Below are 26401 nucleotides of genomic sequence, written 5' to 3'. Positions count from 1 at the left end.
TATAGCGGTTGGCCATTGCCGGTACAGTGCAAAGTTGCTTCAGGTGCAGGTTCTATCGTTGGAGTTTCGCCAACGCCTGTTCGGCTAGCTCGCGGGTCAGCTCGTAAGTGCCGATGTCTTTGCCGAGCCGCAGCGCCTGGCCCGCCCACAGGTTACTGAAACCGGCTTCATCCTTGGCCTTGAGCGGAATCAGTGCACCGCCCGATGTAGGAAAAGCGGGCGCTGCGGGGTTGATCGCACCCAGCTCGCGCATCACCCGGTTGACGATCCCTCGCGCCGGGCGCCCGGTGAACAGGTTGGTCAGTGCGGTTTCGCTGGCCTGGGCGTGGCGCAGCGCATGGTGGTGGGAAGCGGTCACGTTCGCCTCGGGGGTGAACAGGTACGCAGTGCCAATCTGCACCGCCGAGGCGCCGAGGGCGAATGCCGCGACAATGCCGCGTGCATCGCCGATGCCGCCGGCGGCAATCACCGGCACGCTGACGGCATCGACGATTTGCGGCAACAGCGCAAACAAACCGATCTGGGTGTTGAGGTCCTCGCTGAGGAAAATCCCACGGTGGCCGCCCGCTTCAACGCCCATGGCGATGATGGCATCGCAGCCGTGTTGTTCCAGCCAGATCGCCTCTTCAACGGTAGTGGCGGACGACAGCACTTTGGCGCCGGTGGCTTTCACTCGGTCCAGCAGGGATTTTTCCGGCAAGCCAAAGTGGAAACTGACGACTTCCGGGCGAAACTCTTCAACCACGCGGCAGGCGGCGTCATTGAACGGTTCGCGGTTGGAGATGGGCGTTGGCGCGTCAAAATCGGCGCCCAGCTCACGGTAGTAGGGTTCCAGCAGGTCCTTCCAGCGTTTATCGCGCGCAGTGTCGGGCGCGGGTGGCTGGTGACAGAAAAAATTCACGTTGAGCGGCCGCGTGCTGGCCTGGCGAATGGTGGTCAGCGCTTCACGCAGCTGCTCGATACTCAGTGCGGCGGCAGGCATGGAACCCAGCGCACCGGCATTACTGGCAGCGATAACCATGGCGGTGGTCGTCCCTACCGCCATAGGCGCCTGGATGATCGGCACTTCAATGCCCAGCAGGTCAAGAATGCGCGTGTCTGGCCAGGTGCTCATGGGATGTTTCTCCAGCGTGAATAGGACTTTGCGCTGTTTTAACAGGGCCCTTGGCACCCGGCCACTCTGTTTTATTCACTGGACGAAACGCGCGTTTCGTGCGGTGTCATCAGTCTATGGCGTGCCCCAGCACGGCATGGATCCGCTGGGCGATGTGCTCGGCATGGGTTTCCAGGGCGAAGTGGCCGGTATCGAGCAGCTCCACCACGGCATTGGCGTTATCACGGGTGTAGGCATGGGCTCCTGGCGGGATGAAGAACGGGTCGTTCTGGCCCCAGATCACCAGTGCTGGCACCTGGGTGGCCTGGAAAAACGCCTGGAATGCCGGGTACAGCGTGAGGTTGTTGCGGTAGTCGAGGAACAGGTCCAGTTGGATCTCGTCATTGCCAGGCCGCTGCATCAGCAGCACGTCGAGCATATACGACTCCGGCGCCACCCGTTCCGGCTGGCTCACGCCGTGCAAATACTGGTAGCGCGTGCCTTCGAGGCTGATCACCGCGTTGCGAATCACCTCGCGGTTGGCCTGGCTCGGCTCGGCCCAGTAGGCGTGAATCGGCGACCAGGCATCGCCCAGGCCTTCCAGGTAAGCGTTGCCATTCTGCGAAACCAGCGCGCTGACCCGCTCCGGGTGCGCCACCGCCAGGCGCAGGCCGACCGGCGCGCCGTAATCGAAGACATACAGGGCGTAGCGGCTGAGGCCCAATGCCTCGACAAAATGCCCCGTGGTAATCGCCAGGTTGTCGAAGCTGTAGACGTAATCGCGCTCAGTGGGTACTTCGGTGAAGCCGAAACCCGGCAGGTCTGGGGCAATCACCCGGAAGCGCGTGGCTAGCAGCGGGATCAGGTTGCGGTACATATGCGACGAGCTGGGAAAACCATGCAACAGCAGCATGACCGGGGCGGCTGGGTCGCCGGCCTCACGGTAGAACATGCGCACGCCATCGACATCGACGTGACGGTAGTGAACAACGGGAGCTTGAGTAGTCATGCTGAGAGCACCTTTTGTAACTTGATAAAGTTGATATACGGGTTACCGAATTAAAAAGCTGCGCCTTAAAATGTAACCTGTCAAATTAATTTATCGGGTTAGTTTTCCGTGCTTCGTAACTATCCATGCACGTAAATAGCGGTTACGATGTCGGGGCTCTCATGAGGATTGACCATGGCTACTTCCGCACCTCCCGTTGCGCCCCTGGAACCCTATGTACTGGCCGATGACCCGGTGCTGGATATGCTTAACACGCGTGCCAATATCGACGGCGAACCCTTCGATTTCTGGCAAGGCGACGCGGATGTCGAACGCTGGCTGGTACGGTTGGGGTGGGTCGAGGAGGGCGCGGTGCCGGCCTTTGAACCGGGCGCGCTAGTGGCGACGGCCGTGGCCTTGCGAGAAGTGATCCGCGATCTGCTGGAGCAGCGCAAGGCCGGGAAACAAGGCGATCCGACTGCGCTCAATGGCTTTTTGCGCAAAGCCGTCAGCCATCCGCAACTGGCGTGGCCGGCGTCGGGCGAACTGCAGTTGGAGCGTCAGCGCAAGACGCAAACCCCGGAGCAGTTCCTGTCAACGATTGCCGAGGCCGCTGCAGGCCTGTTGGTGCTGGGTGACTTCAGCCTGATCCGCACCTGCGAGCATCCCGAGTGTGTGCTGTGGTTTTACGATCGCACCAAAGCACACAAACGCCGCTGGTGCAGCATGGCGCTGTGCGGCAACCGGCATAAGGTTGCGCAATTTCGTAAGCGCAAGTTGCTCTAGCGCTGGCGTTCGCGCTCGAGCAATTGGCGCTTGCGCTCGACGCCCCAGCGGTAACCCGACACGTCACCGTTGCTGCGCACCACGCGGTGACAGGGGATCGCAACTGCCAGGCTGTTGGCTCCGCACGCCTGGGCCACCGCGCGAAACGATTTGGGCGCGCCGATGCGCTCGGCAATCTGCGCGTAGCTGGCCGTGCTGCCTACCGGAATTTCGCGCAAGGCCTGCCATACGCGCTCTTGAAACGCGGTGCCGCGCAGGTCCAGCGGCAGGTCCAGGCCCAAGGCGGGCGCTTCGACAAACCCCACCACTTGGGCGATCAACTGTTCGAAGCGCGTGTCGGCGCCTACCAGGTCGGCTTTGGGAAATTGGTCCTGGAGGTCGCGCACCAGTTTATCCGGGTCATCCCCCAACAGAATCGCGCAGACGCCACGGGTGCTTTGCGCCACCAGAATCGCCCCCAGCGAGCACTGCCCAACGGCGAACAGGATTACATTGTTGGTGCCACCTGCCTTGTAGTCACTGGGCTTCATGCCCAGCAACTGGTCAGCCGATTCATAAAAGCGGCTGTTGGAGTTGAACCCCGCGTCGTACAGCGCATCCGTCACCGAGTGCTGGCCCTTGAGCCCGGCGCGCACCTTGCGTGAACGGTGGGCGCTGGCGTAGCCCTTGGGGGTCAGGCCGGTCACCGCCTTGAATACGCGGTGAAAATGGAACGGGCTGAGGCCGGCCTGGGCTGCCAGGGTGTTCAGTGTGGGCGGGGTGTCGGCCTGCTCGATGTGCCGGCATGCTTCGGCCACCAGTTGGCCATGGTGTGCGGCAACTTGAGTCTGGTCGCCGGCCGCGCGTTTGCTGGCGCGATAGCCGGCCGCCTCGGCTTGCGCCGGGGTGTCGAAGAACTCGATATTTTCCGCGCGCGGCAAGCGCGAGGCACTGCTGGGTCGGCAATACACGCCAGTGGTCTTGACGCCGTAGACGAACAGCGTGTCGGCCTTGGGGTCGCGGGCGAGAATCGCAGCCCAGCGGGGGTCTTGTTCGGTAGTCATGGTCGGCACTCGTGACGGGGCCAGGCCAGATTAGCCGTGCCGCACGCGCCTGGCACTCCGAAGCTTGCGGTCAAATCAGCCAGCGGTACGGAACGTCAGGTTGATGCGCTGCGGGCCCATCACCGGATGCACGCCTTCCTTGATCGGCATCACCCCATGAAAACGCAGGCGATCGACCCCGCCCCAGACCACCACATCGCCATGGAACAGCGAAACTTTTTGCGTTTTGCTGCTGCGCTCGTGACCACCAAACAGGAAAATCGCTGGCAGCCCGAGGGACACCGACACCACAGGCTCACTGTAGCGGCGTTCATTCTTGTCTTGATGCAAGGACATCTTGGCGCCCGGTACGTAGCGGTTGATCAGGCAGGCATCGGGGCTGAAGTGGGCAAACCCGGCCTCTGCCGCCGCCAGTTCGGCCAATTGGCGCAAGGTGTCCGGCATGGCGGGCCAGGCTTGCTGGCTGCGCGGGTCGATGGGCGTGTAGCGGTAGCCGGTTGCATCGGTGGTCCAGCCCAGGTCACCGCAACTGCTTAACGCCGCCGACATGGTAAAGCCACCGGGGGTGACCATTTGCCGAAACGGCGATTGAGCCAGTACACGCCGCAGCTCAGGCAGAAGGCGTTCAATCCAGGGCAGGGCGTAGCCCCTTAGCACGTAGGACTGTTCGCCGATTTGCTCGCGCCCGGCGGGTTGTTGCAGGGCGTCATCGGCGAACAGGTCGGCAGTCGGGCCAGGCATGGCCTTACAGCGCCTTACTCACGTTGATGTCGGTGATTTCATCACTGGCATCGTGAATTTTGGCCAGGGCTTGCTTGGCTTCTTCCACGCTGTTGGTGTGCAACTGGGCGAACTCAAAACGGCGTTCGCCGTTGAGCTTGTACTTGATGACGTATTTGGTGGTGGCAGTCACGGCTATTTCCTGTAGGAAGTTCGGCTCAGCTCAGCTTGGAGCTGGTACGACGTACAATGCGGATCTTGTGGGACAACGCAGGCTTTTTGGTCACGCTGATCGCCCGACGGGTGACCACGTCCAGGGTGATGTTCCAGAACCCGGTGCTCGGTGCGGTGATTTTGGCGGGGAATTTGTCGAAGGCACCACCGTGGTAGGTATGGCGGCCGCCGTTCTTGAAGCTGCGAAAGTTGGCGTCGCTCATCAGACGAATATTACATGTCTGCGAGCATTCGATGACGACAATGTCTCCCTCGTTGAGGTGCTCGCGCTGGTGGATGAATTTCATGAGGGTGTCTCCAGAAGGGCTTTTTCTGAAAAATCAGAACGATACGTAGGTTAAGATGGAGTTTATCAGCCTCAGCGCGTTTATTATCGACCCGTGTTCAACGGGATCGACAATTTAAAACAGTTATTTACCGAGTTATCAGGGATAAATCCTACGTTGGCGGGAGAAATTTACCATCCCCGCTGTCGTACGGTCTTTATCGGAGGTTTTGTATGAAGTGGAGTGTGTTGGTTCTGGCCTTGGCGATAGGTGGGTGTGCTTCGGTTGCAGATATCAAGCAGACGCCGCCGACGCTGGCAGTCATCTCAGGGAAAAAACCGCAGGAATATGCAGCCTGCGTGGTGCGTAAATTGTCCGCAACCCGTCGTCCGCCACAGATCGAGCCGCATAAAGAAGGCGTACAAGTTATCGTGCCGCAGAAGTTTTCAGCTGATCCAGCGGCGATTTTCGAGATTGAAGAACGCTCCAGCGGTAGCAGCATCAAGCTCTACGAGAGCATGTCCAATGTGCCTATTCGCCCGGCTGATGTGAAAAAAGCCGGTGAAGAGTGCATCTCCGGCTGATGCCGTTGCGGAAACCCGATATGAAACGTGAAGATGTCAAAGCCCGCCATGCCGAGGGGCAAATCTCGGCTACCCATGTCATCCAGAACCCGGCTGCCCTTGGCGAGTGGATCGTGTTTTTCAAGAAGAGCGGCGGGCGTAGCTTTTTCCTGGTGGATGATCAGGATGAGGTCGAGTCATTTGCCAGCCTGGACGGGCTGAGCGAAATCCTTCGGGAGCTGGGCATCAAGTTTGCCGAGATCCATCTGTAACCCCAGGGGTTACTTGCACACCACCACAACGCTGCGACTTTTGTAGTTGCCCACGTCCTGGCCCAGGGTCTTGTCACTTTCTTTCAGGGATGGCGTACCCTCGGTACCGACGATGCGATAGCCGGTGCCGGCGCAAGAGGCATCGGCTTTTTCGTAGCAACTGGCCCAAGAGTTGGCTTCGCCCGAGCAGTCGATGGTGAGGCCTTGCTCACCGTTTTTCAGGTAGACGTCAGAGGTGGTGGTGCAGCCGGTCATCGCCAGTACCGCAATCAGTGCCAGAATCTTGTTCATGTGGGTTCGTCGTCAAGGGTGTTGGAGGGCGCGCGCGGACACTGTCGTGGGGCGTTTGCGGAAGATTATAGCGATCTGCCATCTGGGTACAGACAAACACAAAAAAAGCCCCGTTAATGGGGCTTTTTGCATGGCACGGCGAGGCTTACTTGGTCTTCGGGCGCTTGCTCGAGGCGTGGCCCGCTTCATCCACAAACACTTCAGCTACCGCAATAGCTTGCTGTTCGGTTGCGAATGCCCCGGCGACGCTGTCTCCGTGGAAGTTGATCAGGTGCCAACCGTCCGCTCGTTTTGTGATCAGGTAGCCGTTCACGCCTTTTGGTTCTGACATCTATTAACAATCTCGTGGTCTGGTTCAAGGCCCTAATGATAGCGCCAAATGTCACTGGGCCGCGTATGTTATTGCAGGTCAGTGTTTCCAGCGCAAAAGCATGCTAAAACGGTTGCAGCCCTATTAAATGTTGAGGCGCAGGCGTTTTCTGGCGTGTCGGTGGTGAAGCTCTTCGCAAGATGTGCGGAACTTACGCCGACATTTTTTCTCTATGATGACATCGCAACGCCAGCAGGCCCCATTGTAAGGTGACTGCGGCCTGATTAGACTGCGCCGAATTTCGTACGCACAGCCCTTTGTAAGGACCCATATGATCAAGAAATGCTTGTTCCCAGCAGCCGGTTACGGCACTCGCTTCTTGCCAGCGACCAAGGCCATGCCCAAAGAGATGCTGCCGGTGGTGAACAAGCCACTGATTCAGTACGGCGTCGAAGAGGCACTGGATGCCGGCTTGAACGAAATCTCCATCGTGACCGGCCGTGGTAAGCGCGCGCTGGAAGACCACTTTGACATCAGCTACGAGCTGGAAAACCAGATCAAGGGCACCGACAAGGAAAAATACCTGGTTGGTATCCGCAAACTGCTCGACGAGTGCTCGTTCTCCTACACCCGTCAGACCCAGATGAAAGGCCTCGGCCACGCCATCCTGACTGGCCGCCCGCTGATCGGTGACGAGCCGTTCGCCGTGGTACTGGCGGATGACCTGTGTGTAAACCTGGAAGGCGACGGCGTGCTGACCCAGATGGTCAAGCTCTACCAGAAATACCGCTGCACCATCGTTGCCGTGATGGAAGTGAACCCGGAAGAAACCAACAAGTACGGGGTTATCGCCGGCGACGACATTGGTGATGGCCTGATCCGCGTACGTGACATGGTTGAAAAACCAGCACCGGAAGATGCTCCGTCGAACTTGGCGATCATCGGCCGTTACATCCTGACTCCGGACATCTTCAAGCTGATCGAAGAAACCGAGCCAGGCAAGGGCGGCGAAATCCAGATCACCGACGCCTTGCTCAAGCAAGCCAAAGACGGTTGCGTAATTGCCTACAAATTCAAGGGCCAGCGTTTCGACTGCGGCGGCGCTGAAGGCTACATCGAAGCGACCAACTTCTGCTACGAGCACTTCTACAAGACTGGCAAGGCTTACTGATTCATACAAGCCCAGCTGTTTTGAGAGAAAGCCACCTTAGGGTGGCTTTTTCGTTTTTCAGCCCCATGTAAGTCGGTATGCTGATGTCCTGCCGAGGAGAGTGAAATGGCCTACGATTTTGACCTGTATGTAATTGGCGCCGGTTCTGGCGGTGTTCGCGCGGCGCGCTTTGCCGCAGGTTTTGGTGCCAAGGTGGCCGTGGCCGAAAGCCGCTACCTGGGCGGTACCTGCGTAAACGTGGGCTGTGTGCCAAAGAAACTGTTGGTGTACGGTGCGCATTTTGCCGAAGATTTTGAGCAAGCCAGCGGGTTTGGCTGGTCCTTGGGCGAGGCGAACTTTGATTGGGCGACCTTGATCGCCAACAAAGATCGCGAGATCAACCGCCTTAACGGCATTTACCGCAACCTGCTGGTCAATAGCGGCGTGACCCTGCATGAAGGGCACGCGCGCGTGGTCGACCCGCACCAGGTGGAAATCAACGGTGAGCGTTTCACCGCCAAGCACATCCTGATCGCAACCGGTGGTTGGCCGCAGATCCCCGAGATTCCAGGGCGTGAGCACGCAATTGGCTCCAATGAGGCGTTTTTCCTTAAAGAACTGCCCAAGCGCGTACTGGTGGTGGGTGGCGGATATATAGCCGTCGAGTTCGCCGGGATTTTCCACGGGCTGGGCGCGCAAACCACGCTGCTGTATCGCGGTGACCTGTTCCTGCGCGGCTTTGACGGCGCGGTACGCACGCACCTGAAGGAAGAGCTGACCAAGCGCGGTCTGGACTTGCAGTTCAATGCCGATATCGAGCGTATCGACAAGCAGGCCGATGGCAGCCTCAAGGCCACCTTGAAAGACGGCCGGGTGCTGGAAGCCGATTGCGTGTTCTACGCCACCGGCCGCCGTCCGATGCTGGACAACCTGGGGCTGGAAAATACCGGCGTCAAACTCGACAAGCGTGGCTTTGTCGAAGTGGACGACCTGTACCAGACAGCTGAATCGTCGATCCTGGCCATTGGCGATGTGATCGGCCGCGTGCAGCTCACGCCGGTGGCCCTGGCTGAAGGCATGGCAGTGGCGCGTCGACTGTTCAAGCCTGAGCAGTATCGCCCGGTGGACTACGCCATGATCCCGACGGCGGTGTTCAGCCTGCCGAATATCGGCACCGTCGGCCTGTCGGAAGAAGAAGCCAAAGAGCAGGGCCATAAGGTCCAGATCTTCGAAAGCCGCTTCCGCCCGATGAAGTTGACCTTGACCGAGTGCCAGGAAAAAACCTTGATGAAGCTGGTGGTCGACGCCGACACCGACAAGGTGCTGGGTTGCCACATGGTCGGCCCGGACGCGGGTGAAATCGTGCAGGGCCTGGCGATCGCGCTCAAGGCGGGCGCGACCAAGCAGCATTTCGACGAAACCATCGGCGTGCACCCCACGGCGGCGGAAGAGTTCGTCACCATGCGCACACCTGTGGCCAACTGATCAAGCTTGAGGGGTTGCCTCTGGCGCCGTTGCAACGACGGCGGCCAGGCGCAATGCCTCGATCGTGGCCTGGGCCTTGATCAGGTCCAGTTCCAGGGTTTTGTGGATGCGCTGGTGTTCGGTCAGCGCGTCCTGGCGTGACTGGCTTTCCAGTGCGGCCACCCGCAGGCGTTCTTGCAGCAGCGTGCGCTCGTTGTCGATCAGGTTCATCTGCTCGCTCAGCTTGAGTTGCTGGGCCTGATCTTTGCGGGCCTGCTCCTGTTGGGCTGCCAGCTCCTTCGTGGTTACCCGGTGCTCAATCAATAGCCGCTCGTTGTCACGGTGCAGTTGGGTGATTTCATCCTGACGCACCATGGCGCTTTGCTGGGCCTGGCGCAATTCGGCCTGGAGCTGTTGCAGTTGGCCTTCATGTCGGCGCTGCTCCTGTTCACGCTGTTCCTTGATTGCATTGCGGTAATGCTCAAGGGCGTCGCGAGCGTGCAGGTGCTTTTCTTCCAGCGAACGAATCTGTTCGTCCTTGTCGTTAATGCGTAGCTCGTAATCGCTGCACGCCTGGCTGAGCCCGGCGTTACGGGTTTGTTCGGTCTGCAGGCTGGTGCTGGCGATGTGCAGTGCGGCACTTTCTTCTGCCAGAGCTGCGGCCTGGATATCGCTTTGCTGGCGGAGCTGGCCGTGGGCCTCCTCGAGTGTCGCCAGCTGGGCGAGCAGGGCGGCTTTCTGTTGTTCGAACTGCGCCTGGGCCAGGTCGATGGGCTCCTGGGCCTTGTCTTTCAGGCGTTGTGCCAGCCGCGCAACCAGTTCGCCCAGCTCGTCATCGATGGGCGCTTCGGTGATGGTCAGGCGGGTTTCGCTCTCGTCCAACTCCTTCAAATAGCGATGAATCGTGGTTTTCGAGCCGGTATTGCCCATTTCGATGCGTACCGCATCGATGCTGGGGTTTTCGCCGCGGGCGAGGATCGCCAGGCGTGCCGTTTGAACTACTGCTTTGTTGATGCCGCCGCGAGCCATGGGGTCTCCGTCGATTTAGTACTGTGGTATGTATTATGTATATACATACTATAGCACGGATAAAAACTCGTTTAAATTCATGATTTAACAGATGGGATATTGGCGTATTATCCCGTGTCATAACGGTTTTGCCCCCTGTAGCACCCCATAGCAGTACGAATAGGCCTTTCATGAGCGATCTGGATCGTTACCTCAACGCCGCGACACGCGATAACACGCGCCGCAGTTATCGCGCGGCCATCGAACACTTCGAAGTCAGTTGGGGTGGGTTCCTGCCTGCGACGGGTGACAGCGTGGCGCGCTACCTGGTGGCGCATGCCGGGGTGCTGGCGGTGAACACGCTGAAGTTGCGGCTCTCGGCATTGGCGCAGTGGCACACCAGCCAAGGGTTTCCCGACCCGACCAAGGCACCGGTGGTGCGCAAGGTGCTCAAGGGCATTCGTGCCGTGCACCCGGCACAGGAGAAGCAGGCCGAGCCTTTGCAGCTCAAGCACCTGGAGCAGGTGGTGGCGTCGCTTGAGGTCGAGGCGAAAGAGGCAACGCGCACGCACGACCAGCCGCGGCTGCTGCGTGCCAAGCGCGACAGCGCCTTGATCCTGCTGGGCTTCTGGCGCGGCTTTCGCAGTGATGAGTTGTGCCGCCTGGACATCGAGCATGTGCGGGCCACGCCGGGTGCCGGTATCAGCATCTACCTGCCGCGCAGCAAAACTGACCGCGACAACCTCGGCAAGACCTATCACACCCCGGCACTGCTGCGCCTGTGCCCGGTGCAGGCCTACAGCGAATGGCTCTGCGCCTCTGCGCTGGTGCGCGGCCCGGTGTTTCGCGGTATCGATCGCTGGGGCAACCTGGGGGAGGAGGGCCTGCACCCCAACAGTGTCATCCCGCTGTTGCGCCAGGCATTGGCGCGCGCCGGCATCCCCGCCGAGCAATACACCAGCCACTCCTTGCGTCGTGGTTTCGCCACTTGGGCCCATCGCAGCGGCTGGGATTTGAAATCACTGATGAGTTACGTCGGTTGGAGCGACATGAAATCTGCCATGCGCTATGTTGAAACGACGCCGTTTCTCGGGATGACCTTGGCGACGCAACCGCTGCTTTGAGATTTCTTCTATTAATACAGTCACCTGATAGGGAAAACCAATCGTCAGCATCAGGTTTGCCAATGAGCCATCCGCCGAGAGAGTCGGTAGGATTCACTTCATCAACTTCTTAACCCCTGACGGAGAGTCAACGATGCCTATCATCAACAGCCAAGTAAAACCGTTCAAAGCGACCGCCTTCAAAAACGGCAACTTCGTAGATGTGTCGGAAGCTGACCTGAAAGGTAAGTGGTCCGTATTCTTCTTCTACCCAGCCGACTTCACTTTCGTTTGCCCAACCGAGCTGGAAGACCTGGCTGACAATCACGCCGAATTCCAGAAACTGGGCGTCGAAATCTACAGCGTTTCCACCGACACCCACTTCGCCCACGCTGCCTGGCACAACACCTCGCCAGCCATCGGCAAGATCCAGTACACCATGATCGGCGACCCAACCCTGACCATTTCCCGCAACTTCGACGTACTGATCGAAGAAGCTGGCCTGGCAGACCGTGGCACTTTTGTGATCAACCCAGAAGGTCAGATCAAGATCGTTGAACTGAACGACGGCGGTGTAGGCCGTGACGCTTCCGAGCTGCTGCGCAAAATCAAGGCTGCCCAGTACGTTGCTGCCCACCCAGGCGAAGTCTGCCCAGCCAAGTGGAAAGAAGGCGAGGCTACCCTGGCTCCGTCCCTGGACCTGGTCGGCAAGATCTAAGTCTGTGAAGTCTCAAGGGCGGTATTCCGCACTTAAGTAAGCTGCATCCGCCCTCAAAACGCCCGGGCGAGATTCGCTCGGGCGTTTTTTTGTCTGCAATAAACCGAATTAATAGGAAATCGCCCGTATGTTGGACGCCAATCTTAAAGCTCAGTTGAAGTCATACCTGGAACGGGTCACCCAGCCGATCGAGATCGTCGCCTCCCTCGACGACGGCGCGAAATCCCAGGAAATGCTTGCCCTTTTGCAGGACGTTGTCAGCCTCACTACGCTGATTACCCTGAAAACCGATGGCGATGATGTGCGCAAGCCTTCGTTCTCCATCAACCGCCCGGGTGCCGATATCAGCTTGCGTTTCGCCGGCATCCCCATGGGCCATGAATTCACTTCGTTGGTGCTGGCCCTGCTGCAAGTAGGTGGCCACCCGTCGAAGGCCAGTGTCGAAGTGATTGAACAGATTCGCGCCCTCAAAGGCGAGTTCAGCTTCGAGACTTACTTCTCGTTGTCGTGCCAGAACTGCCCGGACGTGGTCCAGGCGCTGAACCTGATGGCCGTGCTCAACCCAAACATCCGCCACGTGGCCATCGACGGCGCGCTGTTCCAGGCGGAAGTGGATGAGCGCCAGATCATGGCTGTGCCAAGCGTGTACCTCAACGGTGTGAACTTTGGCCAAGGCCGCATGGGCCTGGAAGAAATCCTCGCCAAGCTCGACACCAGCGGTATCGAAAAAGCTGCGGAGAAAATCAGCGCCAAAGACGCATTTGACGTGTTGGTCGTCGGCGGCGGCCCAGCCGGTTCTGCGGCAGCCATCTACGCCGCACGTAAAGGTATCCGCACCGGTGTGGCCGCTGAACGTTTTGGCGGGCAAGTGCTGGACACCATGTCCATCGAGAACTTTATTTCGGTACAGGAAACCGAAGGCCCGAAACTGGCCAGCGCCCTGGAAGCCCACGTACGTCAGTACGACGTGGACATCATGAACCTGCAGCGCGCCAGTAGCTTGATCCCGGCAAAAAATGCCGGTGACTTGCACGAAATCCGCTTTGAAAGCGGTGCGAGCCTCAAGTCCAAGACCGTGATCCTGGCCACTGGCGCCCGCTGGCGTGAAATGGGGGTGCCGGGCGAGCAGGAATACAAAGCCAAGGGCGTGTGCTTCTGCCCGCACTGCGATGGTCCGTTGTTCAAGGGCAAGCGTGTTGCGGTGATCGGCGGCGGTAACTCCGGTGTTGAAGCGGCTATCGACCTGGCCGGTATCGTCAGCCACGTGACCCTGCTCGAGTTCGACAGCAAATTGCGCGCCGATGCGGTGTTGCAGCGCAAGCTCTACAGCCTGCCGAACGTGGACGTGATCACCAGCGCGCTGACCAGTGAAGTCAAGGGTGATGGCCAGAAAGTCACCGGCCTGGCGTACAAGGATCGCGACAGCGGCGAGTTCAAGACCATCGACCTGGAAGGTATCTTTGTACAGATCGGTTTGCTGCCGAACACCGACTGGCTCAAAGGCACCGTGGAGCTGACACCGCGCGGCGAGATCATCGTTGACGCGCGTGGCGAGACTTCACTGCCAGGTGTGTTCGCTGCCGGTGACGTCACGACTGTGCCGTACAAGCAGATCGTGATCGCCGTAGGCGAGGGTGCCAAGGCTTCCCTGAGTGCTTTCGACCACCTGATCCGCACTTCCGCCCCGGCATAAACCCGGGCCCGGAAATGAAAAACCCCATGAGCGATCATGGGGTTTTTTATTGTCTCAGACTTTTACAGCGGTGCTGGCTGAATAATCTCGACCCAGTAAGCATCAGGGTCTTTGATAAAGGCCAGGCTCTTCATGCGGCCGTCGCTCAGGCGCTTCTGGAAGTCACAGCCCAGCGCTTCGAAACGCTCGCACGCAGCGACGATATCCGGCACCGAAATGCAGATATGGCCAAAGCCACGCGGATCGCTGTTGCCGTTGTGGTAGGCAAAATCGGCATCGTTTTCAGTGCCGTGGTTGTGGGTCAGTTCCAGGATCCCCGGGATCGACTTCATCCACTGGGTACGCGCGGCGGCGTCGGCCGGGATCTGGGATTTGTCCACCAGGGCGAGGAAATACAGGCTGAATTCGGCTTCCGGGAAGTCACGTTTTTCAACCAGGGAAAAACCCAGCACGCGGGTGTAGAAATCCAGCGACTTGGTGATGTCCTTGACGCGCAGCATGGTGTGGTTGAACACGAAGTTCGAGGTGGCGGTATCAGGTTGGGCGGTGACGCCCGGGAAGGTGTTCAATTCGTGCAGGCTCATGGGCCCTCCAGAAAAAATGGGGCAAACGCGGCTCCAGAAAATGAGCGATCCCTTGGCTTGCGGCAAGCATCCGTGCAGCCGAACCATGATACGCAGGGCTGCCGGCTGCGCCAAATTAAAAAGCGCCCGCAGGCCTTGCGAGCAACGGGTGGCGGGCTCAAACTTTGCTGCTTGAACCTTGGGCGTTTTTTGCAATGATCGGATTTCGTAAATCGCTGTTGAGCACTCTCTGTTTACTGCTGGGCAGCCCCTGTGTGCTGGCGGCCGACCCGGAGATTCATTGGCCCAGTGGCTGGCAGGTGGAGGAGGTGGTTGCCGACGACCAGGCCCCCGTCAAGCCGTCTGCCGTGTCGCGCCAACGTGCAATCAAGAACGACGAAAATGGCACCACCTTGATGGTCATGGAATTGACCGGTACGCCGATTGAAGCCGGCCATAAAGTTAATCTTCAGGGCGTGTTGCTGGAAATGCGTAAATCCATCCAGAAGGATTTTGCTCAAGGCGGCTATCAAAGTGTGTGCACCAAGATGCACCCGGCGACATTGAGCGGCCTTGAAGCGTTGGAAACTACTTGCGTGATTACAGAGAACGGCCGACACGTGCTGTCGCAAACATTGGTGGGTGCTGTTGATACTGATAAGGCGTATGTTTTTTCTTACGCAGGCCAAGCCGAGGCATACGAAGCCAGCAAGGAAGAAGTCGATTCGGTACGCAACAGCCTGAAACTTTAAATCCTGTTGCCGAGCGTTTTTGAACAAAGTGAAATGTTATTTAAGTTCGGTTTCGAACCCTTGAATAAAAAAGCCCCGCATAGGCGGGGCTCTCTTTTAGTGCAGCTCGATCACTTGCGCAGCCACGACTCTACGGTCTCCGAACCGTGCTGTTCTTTCCAGGCTTTGAGGCCGCGGTGGTTGCCGCCTTTGGTTTCAATCAGCTCACCGGTGTGCGGGTTCTGGTAAACCTTGACCACGCGCGCGCGGCGCTGTTTTGGCGCAGGAGCCGCTGCAGCGCTGGCCTTGCCCAGGTTAGGATCGAGGATAGCGATGATGTCACGCAGGCTTTTGCCGTAGGTCTTCATCAACCCTTGGAGCTTTTCTTCGAATTCGATTTCTTTCTTCAGGCCAGCGTCGTTCTTCAGGGATTCCAGCTGGGCAAGCTGCTCTTGAAGGGCTTTTTCTGCTGCGCGAAATTCGGCGAGTCTGGACAAAATAGGTACTCCAAATAATGGTGTTGGCTGATATCAACTGCAAACAAAGCTGTAAGCCAAGAGCGTTAGGCTACTCAAAAAATCGCCTTCCTGCGTGTTCAACACAGGCAAGGAAAAATTGTAGTAGTTAATTCGCTACGAGTAAATCACGTCTTTTGTTTCACCAACATTATTTCAACCCGCCTAGTGCATGGCTATTCAATGGAGGGTCAGGGATTTAATGAATTCATCGTAAGGTAACGGTCTACCAAACAGGTAACCTTGTAGGAAATCTACACCTCGAGCGGCCAGGTATTCGCATTGCTGCTGTGTTTCAACGCCTTCTGCAACGATGCCCAGGTCAAGCTTGCCGGACAATTCGATGATGCTGTCGAGAATATGCCCAGAGAGTGCATCTGCACCAATCATGGCGACAAAACTCTGGTCGATCTTCAAGTAGTCCACATTGAAGTTGCGCAAGTAACCCAGGCTGGAATGGCCGGTACCAAAGTCATCAATGGCAATCAATACCCCCAATTGGTGCAGGGCGTCGAACAGGCTGCGGGTGATATCGGTGGGTACGATCAGCTCGCGCTCGGTCAGTTCCAGCACCAGCGTGACCTGGCCTGGCTCAAAGGCGGCGAGAAACTCACGGCAATCCTCCACCAGCGCCAGGTCCTGGCAATGCCGGGCGGTGATATTTACGCCGATATGAAAACCCGGAGTGAAACGCGACGCATGCGGCGCCAGTTGCGCAGCGGTCTGGCGCAGCAGGGCGCGCGTCATCGGCACGATCAGGCCACAATCTTCTGCAAGCGGGATAAACAGGTCGGGCCTGACCAGCCCTTCCTTCGGATGTTTCCAACGCATCAGCACTTCACAGCCGGCCCATTCACGGCTGTCGCCGCGCACCACCGGCTGAAAGTATGGGATGAACTCATTGGCACCCAACGCCCGTTGCAGTTCTTGGGTTGGCGCCGACGCGCGCTTTTGCAGCCAATGCGCAAGCAGGCCCGCCAACACGCCAAAGAACAGCACCAGGCTGAACAGCGCCGGATAACGCGCGTGCATATAGCGCCATACTTCGCCGTCGGGCATGCCGGCATCGACGCTGTAATGGTAGCGCTCCGATGCCAGGTGCTGGTGGGCCACGGCAAACTCCGGAACTGGCGTGTTCTGCACCTTGCCATCGGCGCCGAGCCAATTGGGGCCCACCTGTAGCACCAGCTGGGCATAGCGGCTGATCAGGCGTAGTGCGTTAGTGAGGTGGTAACCATCGATCGAGGCAAAAGCGGCCTTGTCGCCCTCGACCAGTCGGTATACCAGCAGCGCGGTATCCGGCGTCACCGGGTTGCCGTTCATCAGCCACAGTCGCCCGTCCACGTAGTCGTCGGGGTTTACCCGCGACTCATAGTTGCCGCCGAACAATGAGCTGCAATAGATGTTTTTTTGCCAGGACAATGTCGTCGCCCGTACAAACGGCCGGCGGGTGACCTGCTCACGCAGCGCCAATTGGGCGCCGTTGTCACACGGCTGCCCGGCCAATGGCAGCAGGCTCTGTGCGGCGAGGGCGGTGTTGTCGAGCATCAGGTCGAATTGACGCACGGCTTCTTCGGCCGTCCGCGCGGTGCTCTGCTCAAGGCTGGTTTCGGCCTGCCAATGCAGCATGAGCCCCCCCAGGAACACCGGCAGCAGGCCGCACAGCACACTGATCGAATGGCGGGTGAGGGGCTTTCGAGGGCCTTTGACGGTGAGGGGCATGGAGGTGAAGGCCTGTTTAGGGATGTGCCGATGATAGACGGCCCGGCTCAAACGTGCTCGCCAGAGCAAGGCCTTGCGCAATCTCGATAAAGGCCAGGGTGGCCGGTGACGATTGGCGGCGATCAAGCACCGCCAGGCCGATCCGCCGAGGTACGCGCGGCGTCAGTGGCCGTATTACATAGCGCGGATCGTGTGCCTGCGGCAGCGACGCCTGCGCGACGATGCTCAGCCCGTCCCCGCGGCTGACCGCTTCCAGGGTGCTCAGCAGTTGGGCGCAGCGGTAACGCACCTTGGGCCGCAGTTGGGCGGCGCTGAACAAGCGCGTGACCAGCTCAGACGAACCGGCCTCGGTAAGGATGAACGGGTCGTCACACAGGGCCTGCAGGGTCAGCGTGTCTTGCAACGCCAAGGGGTGGCCAGCCGGCAGCAGTGCCACCAACTGATCCTCGAACAACCCGAAGGTGTCGAAGCGCTCCTGCTCCAGCACCACAAAGCCCACATCGATGCGCCGCTCATCCAGCCACTGCAGCACTTGCCGGTCGGGCCCTTCGTCGATGTGCACTTCAATCCCCGGATGGGCCGCGCGAAACCGGCCGAGAATCGCCGGCAACAGGCGAATCGACGCGGTGGGCCCGAACGAACCGATGCGCAAGGTACCGCGCTTCATGCCTCGGGCATCGGCGGCTTCCTGTTGCAGGGTGTTGGCCAGACCCAGCATGGCACGGGCGCGCTCCAGCAGTTGCTGGCCAATGTCGCTCGGTTCTACCAGGCCCTGATGGCGTCTAAACAGCTCTACGCCGAGTTCTTGCTCCAGCGCCTTGATCGCATGGGACACCGCCGATTGGCTGATGCCCAATCGGTGCGCGGCACTGGTAAAGCCTTGCAGCTCGGCCACCAAGGAGAAAATCTCCAATTGAGTCAGGGTCATGAGTGATTACTCATTTTACGATGATCGGGGATTAGCTTGAGGATACGCGAATTCTTCCTGGCTTGAGCCCGCCTCATGAACGATCGCCTGACTTATTGCAAACTCGCCGCCGTCACTATGATCTGGGGCGGCACTTTTGTGGCGGGCCGCTTCCTGGCGGATCAGCTCAACCCGCTGCTGGCCGCCAGCCTGCGTTTTGTCTTGGCCAGCCTGGGGTTGCTGTTGTTCCTGGCCTGCGCGCGGATACGCCTGGCACGCCCAAGCCCCCGGCAAATGGCGCAATTGGCGGTGTTGGGGTTCTTCGGGATTTTTTTCTACAACCTGTGCTTCTTCTATGGGTTGCAGTACATCAACGCGTCCAGGGCCTCGCTGATTGTGGCGTTGAACCCGGCGGTGATCGGCGTGGCGAGCTGGCTGTTGCTCAAGGAACGGCTGGGACGTCTCAAGTTGTTGGGCATTGGGCTGTGCCTGGCGGGAGCGGCAACGGTGATTGTCAGCCGCAACCCGCAACTGTTGCAGGCCACCGCGAATGCCTGGGTCGGCGACCTGCTGATCCTCGGCTGTGTGGCAGGCTGGGGCGTTTACTCGCTGTATTCCCGGGGGCTCAGCCAAAGCCTGGGGCCGTTGCAAACGGTTACCTGGTCGGTGTTGCTGGGCACGCTGATGCTGGCCGTGACCACGCTGGTCACGGGCAACCTTACCGTGGAGGCGCTGGGCAGCGTGCATTTACCCCAGCTGTTGAGCCTGGCGTACTTGGGCCTGTTAGGCTCGGCGCTGGCCTATATCGGCTATTACGATGGCATCCGACGTATCGGTGCGACGCGCGCCGGCGTCTTTATCGCCCTCAACCCGCTGACCGCCGTGATCTGCGGGGCACTGCTGCTGGGCGAACACCTGACCATCCCCATGCTGGTGGGCGGCGCAGTCATCTTGCTGGGCATCTATCTGTGCAACAAACCCCTTGCACCGGCCAGGGCAATGGGGATTTGATAAGAGTACGGACAAATCCGGTTACGCTGTGTAGAATCGATTTACGCATACAAGAATATGGACTTGCGCTCACGCAAGCCTCGGCCGTCAGAGACTGATGCACCATGAAGCTACTCGGCTCCCCCCTCATTTTCGGTGACTTCCTCGCCCGCAGCGTGCGGGGTCTCTCCTGCGCGCCACCCTGCAACCTCATCCTTGCCTGCAAATAACTGATTGCTACCAACAAGAATGATGAGGTGCCGAAATGGCCGACCAATACGAAAACCCAATGGGCCTGATGGGCTTTGAATTTATCGAATTTGCATCGCCGACCCCGGGTACCCTGGAGCCGATCTTCGAGATCATGGGCTTCACCAAGGTGGCGACCCACCGCTCCAAGAACGTGCACCTGTACCGCCAGGGCGAGATCAACCTGATCCTCAACAACGAGCCCGACAGCCTCGCGTCGTACTTTGCCGCCGAGCACGGTCCGTCTGTGTGCGGCATGGCGTTCCGCGTCAAGGATTCGCAAAAAGCCTACAGCCGCGCCCTGGAACTGGGCGCCCAGCCGATCCATATCGAAACCGGTCCGATGGAGCTGAACCTGCCGGCCATCAAGGGCATCGGAGGTGCGCCGCTGTACCTCATCGACCGTTTCGGTGAAGGCAGCTCGCTGTATGACATCGACTTCGTCTACCTCGAAGGCGTGGAACGCAACCCGGTGGGTGCCGGCCTCAAGGTCATCGACCACCTGACCCACAACGTGTATCGCGGGCGCATGGTCTACTGGGCCAACTTCTACGAGAAGCTGTTCAACTTCCGTGAAGCGCGCTATTTCGATATCAAGGGCGAATACACCGGCCTCACGTCCAAGGCCATGAGTGCCCCGGACGGCATGATCCGCATCCCGTTGAACGAAGAGTCGTCCAAGGGCGCAGGGCAAATCGAAGAGTTCTTGATGCAGTTCAACGGCGAGGGCATCCAGCACGTGGCGTTCCTCACCGACGACCTGGTCAAGACCTGGGACGCGCTGAAGAAAATCGGCATGCGCTTCATGACGGCACCGCCCGACACCTACTATGAAATGCTCGAGGGCCGCCTGCCGAACCATGGTGAGCCGGTCGACCAGTTGCAGGCGCGCGGCATCCTGCTGGACGGTTCTTCGATTGCAGGCGACAAGCGCCTGCTGCTGCAGATCTTCTCGGAAACCTTGATGGGCCCGGTGTTCTTCGAGTTCATCCAGCGCAAGGGCGATGATGGATTTGGCGAGGGCAACTTCAAGGCGCTGTTCGAGTCGATCGAACGCGACCAGGTGCGACGCGGTGTATTGACCGCCGACTGAGTGTGAAAAAGCCCTGGCATGCCAGGGCTTTTTACTGCCTGCGCATCAGGCTTTGCGCTGACGCACCAAGTGCTTGAACCCTTCGAATACCAACACCATCACCGCGATCCAGATCGGAATGTAGGTCAGCCATTCGCCCGATTTGATCCCTTCACCCAGCAGCAGCGCGACCACCAGCAACAGCACCGGCTCGACGTAGCTGAGCAGCCCGAACAGGCTGAATGCCAGCAAGCGGCTGGCGATGATGTAGCTCACCAGCGCCGAAGCACTGATCAGGCCCAGGATCGGGATCAGCGCGTAGAGCTTTGGATGAGTATCCATCACCGCAAACCCCTGTTCGCCGCTTTGCACAAACCACCAGGCCACCGGCAGCATCAGCGCCATATCCAGCCAGAGGCCGCCCAGATGGTCGGTCTTGAGGTATTTGCGCACGATGAAGTACAGCGGGTAGCCGATGATCACCACCAGCGTTGCCCAGGAAAAACCACCGGCCTGGTACAGCTCGTTAAGCACCCCGAGGCCAGCAAAGAATACGGCGATTTTTTGCAGGTAGGACAGCTGCTCGCCCCACACCAGGCGCCCGGTGAGCACCATGGTCAGCGGCAACAGGAAGTAACCCACCGACACATCCAGGCTGCGCCCGTTCAACGGCGCCCACATGAACAGCCACAATTGCACGCCCAGCAATGCCGAAGACAGCACCACGCCGCCCATCAGCCGCGGCTTGGCCGCCAGCACGCGCAATAATTCCCAGGCCCGCCGCCATTCGCCGCTGACGAGCATGAACACGGTCATGCACGGCACGGTGAGCAACATGCGCCAGCCGAAGATTTCCAGGCCACTCAACGGCGTGAGCAGCGATGTGAAGTAATACATCACGGCAAACAACACCGAGGCCGATACCGATAACACAACACCTTTAGACACGCTGTCCTCGCGAAAACTGATGGGTACAAAAGAGGAGGAGATTATGGTGGTTTTGGCGAGGGATGGTTGCGCTGTTTTGGGGCGTTTTGAGAGAAATTTTCTCACCCGCAAGGTTTGCGCGGGGTTATGTGGCACTGGGCTTATGTGGCAGTGGGGTATGTAGCAATGGGCTTGTGTGGCAGTGGGGTATGTAGCACTGGGCTTGTGTGGCAGTGGGGTATGTAGCACTGGGCTTGTGTGGCAGTGGGGTATGTAGCACTGGGCTTGTGTGGCAGTGGGGTATGTAGCACTGGGCTTGTGTGGCAGTGGGGTATGTAGCACTGAGCTTGTGTAGCAGTGGGGAATGTGGCCCTGGGCTTATGTGGCACTGGGGAATGTGACACTGGATAATGTGGCGAGCGGGCTTGCCCGCGTTGGGGCGCGAAGCGGTCCCAATAAAGTCACTGCGGTTTTTTCAGTTAACACCCGGTGCCTGAACCAGGGGCCGCTTCGCAGCCCAACGCGGGCAAGCCCGCTCGCCACTAAAGCCCGGTGCGATATAAGCCTGCGGATACACAAGGCCGGTGCCATATAAGCTTGTTGCCACTAAAGCCCGCTGCGATATAAGCCTGCAGATACACAAGGCCGGTGCAATATAAACCCGCAGATACATATCCGGGCCGGCTCCCTCAGCCTACAGGCGTGCGATCCGGCCTGAGACAAAGTGGCTCACATCATTGAAACCAGGCGTGGACGCATGCCCCGGCGTCACCAGCGAATCAATAAAGGCTTCATCCTCCGCCGTGATCTTCACGTCCAGTGCCCCGGTATACGCATCCCACTGCGCTTCGGTACGTGGCCCTACGATCGCCGAGCTCACTGCCGCATTGTTCAACACCCAGGCAATCGCAAACTCGACAATCCCCACGCCGCGCCCTTGGGTGTATTGCTGGATCTGCTGGGCAATACGCAGCGACTCCACGCGCCACTCGGTTTCCAGGATACGCTTGTCCTGGCGCGCCGCGCGGCTGCCGGCTTCGGGAGTGACATCCGGCGCATATTTGCCACTGAGCACCCCTCGCGCCAATGGGCTGTAAGGCACCACGCCGAGGCCGTAGGCTGCAGCGGCAGTGATCTGCTCGACCTCGGCCTGGCGGTTGACGATGTTGTACAGCGGCTGGCTGATCACCGGCTTGTCCACGCCCAGCCGCTCGGCCACGCGAATCACCTCGGCGATGCGCCAGCCCCGGTAGTTGGACAGGCCCCAATAGCGGATCTTGCCCTGGCGAATCAGGTCGCCGATGGCCGACACGGTCACTTCCAGCGGAGTGTTGTGGTCTTCGCGGTGCAGGTAGTAGATATCGAGATAGTCGGTGTCCAGTCGCGTAAGGCTGGCTTCCAGCGCGTTGAAGATGCGCTTGCGGCTCAAGCCGCTGCGGTTGGGCAGGCCATCGGTGGGGCCGATGGCAACTTTGGACGCCACCACCCAATCTTCACGATGACGGGCGATGGCTTCGCCGACGATTTCCTCGGAGCGCCCGCCGGTGTAAACGTCCGCCGTGTCGATAAAATTGATGCCCTGGTCCCAGGCCTTGTCGATGATGCGCAGCGAGTCCTCGGTGTTGGTCTGTTCGCCAAACATCATGGTGCCCAGGGTCAAGGCGCTGACCTTCAACCCGGACTGGCCCAATGTGCGGTAAATCATGCAAAGCTCCTTGCGGCTGGGAAAGGTGCCCTATGCAATACCAGACTCAAGGGCTCTGGAACAAGCCCTGCGCGTGTTTCTTCATGCTGACAGCAAGGCCTGACAGCGCTGCTGTAAAAAACCATGCAGCACCTTCACCCGTTCCGACACTTGCAGGCGGTGAGGGCACATCAGGTTGAAGGGCGTGGGTTCGCCTTGCCATTCAGGCAACAGCGGCACCAGCCGTCCGGCTTTGATATCGCGGGCAATATCAAGGTTGGCCTTGTAGGCGATGCCGTGGCCGGCCAGGGCCCAGCGCCGCACGATTTCACCGTCATCGCTGAGGTAGTCACCGCTGACCTCGACCTCCTGCAGCACTGCGCCCTGGCGAAAATACCAGGTGCTGTTGGCCCGCCCCCGGCGCATATAGCGCAGCGTACTGTGCTGGGCCAGATCGGCAGGCGTACGCGGCGTACCGTGGCGGGCCAGGTAGTCCGGGCTGGCGCAGGGAATGCGATGGTGGCCGGGTACCACCGGCAGCGCCACCAGGCTGGAGTCCTGGGGCACGCCAAACCGCAGCGCGATGTCGACCGTGTCACGGAACAAATCGGCATTGCTGTCGTTGAGCAGTAATTGCAGACGGATATTCGGGTGTTCGAGCTTGAACTCGTCCAGCCAGCCGAGCAGCACATTGCGCCCGAAATCCGAGGGCGCCGCCAATTGCAACAAGCCGCTGAGGCTCTGGCCTTGCTGCTTGATCGCTTGCTCGCCTTCGGACAGCGCTTCCAGCGCCACGCGCACGCTATCCAGGTAGCGCCGACCTTCTTCGGTCAAGCGCATGCTGCGGGTGGAGCGCGCGAGCAGGCGCATGCCCAGCCGGGTTTCCAGGCGTTTGAGGGCGATACTCGCCGCCGCCGGTGTCAGGCTGAGGCTGCGCGCCGCCGCCGATAGGCTGCCCGTATCGGCCGTGCGTACGAAGACTTCCAGGTCAAGGATTGAGCTCATTTGTAAAAATCCTTTAAAGATCTTGTCGTTTTACCGGGATTTTTCGCCGATTGCCAAGCTGGGAAGATGAACGCTCACTTTCTTACCCAGGACTTTTCCCATGACTTCTTCCCTCAACGGTAAAACCGTCGTCGTAATCGGCGGCAGCAGCGGTATCGGCGCCGCCGTGGCCAAGGCCGCTGCCGCCCGTGGCGCCCAGGTAGTGCTGGCCGGGCGCCGCCTGACGTCGGGCGTGGACAACGGCGTGCGCAGCGAGCCGGTGGATGTCACTGACGCCGCCTCCGTGCAACACCTGTTCGAGGCCGTGGGGCGCTTTGACCACCTGGTGTACACCTCCGGCCCGTCGGTGCGCGCCAAGCCGCTGGCCGAGACCGATCTGGACGAGGCCCAGGAAAACTTCAAGGTAAAACTCTGGGGATCGTTGCGGGCGATTCAGCTGGCGTTGCCGTTTCTCGCTGAGCACGGCAGCATCAGCCTGACCTCGGGGCAACTGGGGCGTAAATTGGCGCCGGGACAGTTCATCAAGACCGGCATCAACGCCGCGACCGAAGCACTCGGCAAGCAATTGGCCAAGGAACTGGCGCCGCGTCGGGTCAATGTGATCAGCCCGGGGGTGATTGATACGCCGGCGTATGCGGGGCTCGCCGAAGAACAGCGCCTGGCGATGTTTGCCAAGGCGGGCGGGGCGTTGCCGGTTGGGCGAGTAGGGCAGGCGGAGGAAGTGGCGGCGGGGTACGTGCTGGCCATGGAGAATGGCTTCATGACCGGCGCCGTTATCGATATCGACGGCGGCGGCCTGCTGTAAACACAGCGCCAAATGTGGGAGGGGGCTTGTGTGGGAGCGGGCTTGCTCGCGAATGCGTTGGTTCAGTCGCCTGATAGGTTGACTGACACTCCGCTTTCGCGAGCAAGCCCGCTCCCACACTGACCTGAGTCAGGCTTTCAAAGTACGCGTCATGCGCAGCGCCAGTACGCTACCGGCGACAATCACCGCCGCCAGCAGGTACAGCGCCACATCCGTAGAGCCGGTGGCATCCTTCACAAAGCCGACGATATACGGGCTGAGGAAACCCGCCATCTGGCCCATGGAGTTAATCAACGCCAAGCCGCCGGCCGCAGCGCCAGCACTGAGCATGGCGGTCGGCACTGGCCAGAACATCGGCAGGCCAGTGAGGGCGCCCATGGTCGCGATGGTCAGGCCAAGGATCGCGATGGCCGGCGTGGTGGCGAAGTTCACCGCGATCACCAGGCCGACGGCCCCCATCAGCATCGGCACCACCAAGTGCCAGCGGCGTTCTTTGCGCAAGTCTGCCGAGCGGCCCACCAGCAGCATGAACACCGCCGCCAGCAGGTAGGGGATCGCACTCAGCCAGCCAATCACCAAGTTATCGCTGAACCCCAGATTCTTGATGATCGACGGCAGCCAGAAGTTGATCGCGTACACGCCGCTCTGAATGCAGAAGTAGATCAGGCCGAATGCCCAGATCGCCGGGTTCTTGAACACTTCGGCGAGGGAATCGGTGGAGGTTTTCGGTTTGTTCGCCAGGTCCGTGGCCTGGTCGGCTTCCAGCACGGCGCGCTCGTGGGGCTTGAGCCACTTGGCGTTGGCAAAGCTGTCACTGAGCAGGAAGTAGGCGAGGGCGCCGAGGATCACGGTTGGGATGCCTTGCAGCAGGAACATCCATTGCCAGCCCGCCAAACCGCCTTGGCCGGCGGCGAAGTGGTTGAGGATCCAGCCGGAAAACGGGCTGCCGAGCAAACCCGACACCGGGATCGCCGACATGAACAACGCCATGATCCGCCCACGGCGGAATGTCGGAAACCACTGCGAGAGGTACAGCACCACACCGGGGAAGAAGCCGGCTTCGGCGGCACCGGTGAACAGGCGCAAGGTGTAGAAATGCGTCGGTGTGGTGACGAACAGCAGGCAGGTCGACAAGGTGCCCCACACGATCATCATCAATGCAATCCAGCGCCGTGGACCGAACTTGGTCAACGCCAGGTTGCTCGGTACGCCGCACAACACGTAGCCGATAAAGAAGATCCCGGCGCCCAGGCCGTACACGGTTTCGCTGAATTTCAATGCATCGAGCATCTGCAACTTGGCAAAGCCAACGTTTACCCGGTCGAGGTAGTTGAACAGATAGCAGATAAAAATGAAGGGGATCAGGCGCAGGGTGATGCGCTTGTAGATGGCGTTTTTATCGTCATCGGTGGCCAGTGTGACAGCGGCGCTCTGTGACATGGGAGTCTCTCTTTATTATGATTTTTTGCGATGCGAGGTTAACGTTGATCGCCCAATCAGTCTCGGTGACACGATGGGGTACTGTCTTT

General features: G+C 59.6%; 29 protein-coding genes. 12 read left to right on the top strand and 17 right to left on the bottom strand.

Translation table 11 applies throughout. The features are described from left to right. Positions 1-52: 52 nt before the first annotated feature. Together CXQ82_RS16080 and CXQ82_RS16075 are read right to left on the bottom strand one after the other, a co-directional pair. On the bottom strand, positions 53-1114 hold the full coding sequence (locus CXQ82_RS16080; protein WP_101270669.1) for a nitronate monooxygenase family protein: 1062 nt from the start codon (positions 1112-1114) through the stop codon (positions 53-55). 109 nt (positions 1115-1223) lie between these two features. Beyond that, positions 1224-2102: an alpha/beta fold hydrolase gene (locus CXQ82_RS16075; protein WP_101270667.1), complete on the bottom strand. Its 879-nt coding sequence runs from the start codon at positions 2100-2102 to the stop codon at positions 1224-1226. A 174-nt stretch (positions 2103-2276) separates the two neighbouring features. Between CXQ82_RS16075 and CXQ82_RS16070 the strand changes: the two genes are divergently transcribed. Then, positions 2277-2867 carry an ABATE domain-containing protein gene (locus CXQ82_RS16070; RefSeq protein ID WP_101270665.1) on the top strand — a complete coding sequence of 197 codons (591 nt, stop codon included), beginning with the start codon at positions 2277-2279 and terminating at the stop codon, positions 2865-2867. Here CXQ82_RS16070 and ada read toward each other — a convergent pair. The 4 genes from ada to CXQ82_RS16055 form a co-directional block, all read right to left on the bottom strand. Beyond that, on the bottom strand, positions 2864-3910 hold the full coding sequence (gene ada / locus CXQ82_RS16065) for a bifunctional DNA-binding transcriptional regulator/O6-methylguanine-DNA methyltransferase Ada (protein WP_101270663.1): 1047 nt from the start codon (positions 3908-3910) through the stop codon (positions 2864-2866). The two genes, CXQ82_RS16070 and ada, sit on opposite strands and share 4 nt — an antisense overlap. 75 nt (positions 3911-3985) lie before the next feature. Further along, entirely contained in the window at positions 3986-4651 is a 666-nt protein-coding gene (gene alkB, locus CXQ82_RS16060) for a DNA oxidative demethylase AlkB (protein ID WP_101270661.1), read from the bottom strand. Between the two features lie 4 nt (positions 4652-4655). Further along, complete coding sequence (locus tag CXQ82_RS31450) at positions 4656-4823, bottom strand: hypothetical protein (RefSeq protein WP_098467678.1); 168 nt, start codon at positions 4821-4823, stop codon at positions 4656-4658. Between the two features lie 25 nt (positions 4824-4848). Beyond that, entirely contained in the window at positions 4849-5151 is a 303-nt protein-coding gene (locus tag CXQ82_RS16055; protein WP_065905452.1) for a DUF1883 domain-containing protein, read from the bottom strand. A gap of 212 nt (positions 5152-5363) precedes the next feature. Between CXQ82_RS16055 and CXQ82_RS16050 the strand changes: the two genes are divergently transcribed. Continuing rightward, positions 5364-5714, top strand: a complete 351-nt coding sequence (locus tag CXQ82_RS16050) for a hypothetical protein (protein WP_101270659.1) — start codon at positions 5364-5366, stop codon at positions 5712-5714. Positions 5715-5734: 20 nt separating this feature from the next. Continuing rightward, positions 5735-5965 (top strand): hypothetical protein, encoded by a 231-nt coding sequence (locus CXQ82_RS16045; RefSeq protein WP_101270657.1) that lies wholly within the window; start codon positions 5735-5737, stop codon positions 5963-5965. A 9-nt stretch (positions 5966-5974) separates the two neighbouring features. Here the strand turns inward: CXQ82_RS16045 and CXQ82_RS16040 are convergent, their stop codons facing one another. Both CXQ82_RS16040 and CXQ82_RS16035 read right to left on the bottom strand, forming a co-directional pair. Beyond that, positions 5975-6256 (bottom strand): hypothetical protein, encoded by a 282-nt coding sequence (locus CXQ82_RS16040; protein WP_101270655.1) that lies wholly within the window; start codon positions 6254-6256, stop codon positions 5975-5977. Positions 6257-6401: 145 nt separating this feature from the next. After that, positions 6402-6587 (bottom strand): hypothetical protein, encoded by a 186-nt coding sequence (locus CXQ82_RS16035; protein WP_101270653.1) that lies wholly within the window; start codon positions 6585-6587, stop codon positions 6402-6404. Positions 6588-6897: 310 nt separating this feature from the next. On the opposite strand from CXQ82_RS16035, the gene galU reads away from it, so the two are divergent. Both galU and gorA read left to right on the top strand, forming a co-directional pair. Further along, on the top strand, positions 6898-7737 hold the full coding sequence (gene galU, locus CXQ82_RS16030; protein ID WP_101270651.1) for a UTP--glucose-1-phosphate uridylyltransferase GalU: 840 nt from the start codon (positions 6898-6900) through the stop codon (positions 7735-7737). A 105-nt stretch (positions 7738-7842) separates the two neighbouring features. Continuing rightward, positions 7843-9201, top strand: a complete 1359-nt coding sequence (gorA, locus tag CXQ82_RS16025) for a glutathione-disulfide reductase (protein ID WP_101270649.1) — start codon at positions 7843-7845, stop codon at positions 9199-9201. On the opposite strand, the gene CXQ82_RS16020 is transcribed toward gorA, so the two are convergent. Next, complete coding sequence (locus tag CXQ82_RS16020; protein WP_101270646.1) at positions 9202-10209, bottom strand: DNA-binding protein; 1008 nt, start codon at positions 10207-10209, stop codon at positions 9202-9204. A 170-nt stretch (positions 10210-10379) separates the two neighbouring features. Between CXQ82_RS16020 and CXQ82_RS16015 the strand changes: the two genes are divergently transcribed. The 3 genes from CXQ82_RS16015 to ahpF all read left to right on the top strand — a co-directional run bounded on the left by CXQ82_RS16015 (position 10380) and on the right by ahpF (position 13702). Continuing rightward, complete coding sequence (locus CXQ82_RS16015) at positions 10380-11312, top strand: site-specific integrase (RefSeq protein WP_101270644.1); 933 nt, start codon at positions 10380-10382, stop codon at positions 11310-11312. 133 nt (positions 11313-11445) lie between these two features. Further along, on the top strand, positions 11446-12009 hold the full coding sequence (gene ahpC / locus CXQ82_RS16010; protein WP_101270642.1) for an alkyl hydroperoxide reductase subunit C: 564 nt from the start codon (positions 11446-11448) through the stop codon (positions 12007-12009). Positions 12010-12136: 127 nt separating this feature from the next. Beyond that, positions 12137-13702, top strand: a complete 1566-nt coding sequence (ahpF, locus tag CXQ82_RS16005) for an alkyl hydroperoxide reductase subunit F (protein WP_101270640.1) — start codon at positions 12137-12139, stop codon at positions 13700-13702. A 62-nt stretch (positions 13703-13764) separates the two neighbouring features. Here the strand turns inward: ahpF and gloA are convergent, their stop codons facing one another. Then, positions 13765-14286, bottom strand: coding sequence for a lactoylglutathione lyase (gloA, locus tag CXQ82_RS16000; protein WP_101270638.1), 522 nt, complete (start codon positions 14284-14286; stop codon positions 13765-13767). A gap of 194 nt (positions 14287-14480) precedes the next feature. Between gloA and CXQ82_RS15995 the strand changes: the two genes are divergently transcribed. Further along, positions 14481-15017 (top strand): DUF4946 domain-containing protein, encoded by a 537-nt coding sequence (locus CXQ82_RS15995; protein WP_101270636.1) that lies wholly within the window; start codon positions 14481-14483, stop codon positions 15015-15017. Between the two features lie 110 nt (positions 15018-15127). Here the strand turns inward: CXQ82_RS15995 and CXQ82_RS15990 are convergent, their stop codons facing one another. The 3 genes from CXQ82_RS15990 to CXQ82_RS15980 all read right to left on the bottom strand — a co-directional run bounded on the left by CXQ82_RS15990 (position 15128) and on the right by CXQ82_RS15980 (position 18161). Beyond that, complete coding sequence (locus CXQ82_RS15990) at positions 15128-15493, bottom strand: histone-like nucleoid-structuring protein, MvaT/MvaU family (RefSeq protein WP_101270634.1); 366 nt, start codon at positions 15491-15493, stop codon at positions 15128-15130. A 198-nt stretch (positions 15494-15691) separates the two neighbouring features. Then, positions 15692-17233, bottom strand: coding sequence for an EAL domain-containing protein (locus tag CXQ82_RS15985; protein ID WP_101270632.1), 1542 nt, complete (start codon positions 17231-17233; stop codon positions 15692-15694). A gap of 16 nt (positions 17234-17249) precedes the next feature. Continuing rightward, positions 17250-18161 (bottom strand): LysR family transcriptional regulator, encoded by a 912-nt coding sequence (locus tag CXQ82_RS15980; protein WP_101270629.1) that lies wholly within the window; start codon positions 18159-18161, stop codon positions 17250-17252. Between the two features lie 75 nt (positions 18162-18236). Between CXQ82_RS15980 and CXQ82_RS15975 the strand changes: the two genes are divergently transcribed. Together CXQ82_RS15975 and hppD are read left to right on the top strand one after the other, a co-directional pair. Continuing rightward, the gene (locus CXQ82_RS15975; protein WP_101270627.1) at positions 18237-19151 is read left to right on the top strand and encodes a DMT family transporter; all 915 of its coding nucleotides are present in this window, start codon (positions 18237-18239) and stop codon (positions 19149-19151) included. Between the two features lie 244 nt (positions 19152-19395). Then, positions 19396-20472, top strand: a complete 1077-nt coding sequence (gene hppD, locus CXQ82_RS15970) for a 4-hydroxyphenylpyruvate dioxygenase (protein ID WP_101270625.1) — start codon at positions 19396-19398, stop codon at positions 20470-20472. 45 nt (positions 20473-20517) lie between these two features. Here the strand turns inward: hppD and rarD are convergent, their stop codons facing one another. The 3 genes from rarD to CXQ82_RS15955 all read right to left on the bottom strand — a co-directional run bounded on the left by rarD (position 20518) and on the right by CXQ82_RS15955 (position 24067). Continuing rightward, positions 20518-21399: an EamA family transporter RarD gene (gene rarD, locus CXQ82_RS15965; protein ID WP_101270623.1), complete on the bottom strand. Its 882-nt coding sequence runs from the start codon at positions 21397-21399 to the stop codon at positions 20518-20520. Between the two features lie 673 nt (positions 21400-22072). Further along, the gene (locus CXQ82_RS15960) at positions 22073-23083 is read right to left on the bottom strand and encodes an aldo/keto reductase (protein WP_101270621.1); all 1011 of its coding nucleotides are present in this window, start codon (positions 23081-23083) and stop codon (positions 22073-22075) included. 81 nt (positions 23084-23164) lie between these two features. Further along, positions 23165-24067, bottom strand: coding sequence for a LysR family transcriptional regulator (locus CXQ82_RS15955; RefSeq protein WP_101270619.1), 903 nt, complete (start codon positions 24065-24067; stop codon positions 23165-23167). A gap of 100 nt (positions 24068-24167) precedes the next feature. On the opposite strand from CXQ82_RS15955, the gene CXQ82_RS15950 reads away from it, so the two are divergent. Next, positions 24168-24872 carry an SDR family oxidoreductase gene (locus CXQ82_RS15950; RefSeq protein ID WP_101270617.1) on the top strand — a complete coding sequence of 235 codons (705 nt, stop codon included), beginning with the start codon at positions 24168-24170 and terminating at the stop codon, positions 24870-24872. A 129-nt stretch (positions 24873-25001) separates the two neighbouring features. On the opposite strand, the gene CXQ82_RS15945 is transcribed toward CXQ82_RS15950, so the two are convergent. Then, positions 25002-26312 carry an MFS transporter gene (locus CXQ82_RS15945; RefSeq protein WP_101270615.1) on the bottom strand — a complete coding sequence of 437 codons (1311 nt, stop codon included), beginning with the start codon at positions 26310-26312 and terminating at the stop codon, positions 25002-25004. Between the last annotated feature and the right edge of the window lie 89 nt (positions 26313-26401).

It is taken from the genome of Pseudomonas sp. S09G 359, from assembly GCF_002843605.1.
Lineage (GTDB): Bacteria > Pseudomonadota > Gammaproteobacteria > Pseudomonadales > Pseudomonadaceae > Aquipseudomonas.
Note: the sequence above shows the minus strand (reverse complement) of the source record. Positions and strands in the feature narration are given on the sequence as shown.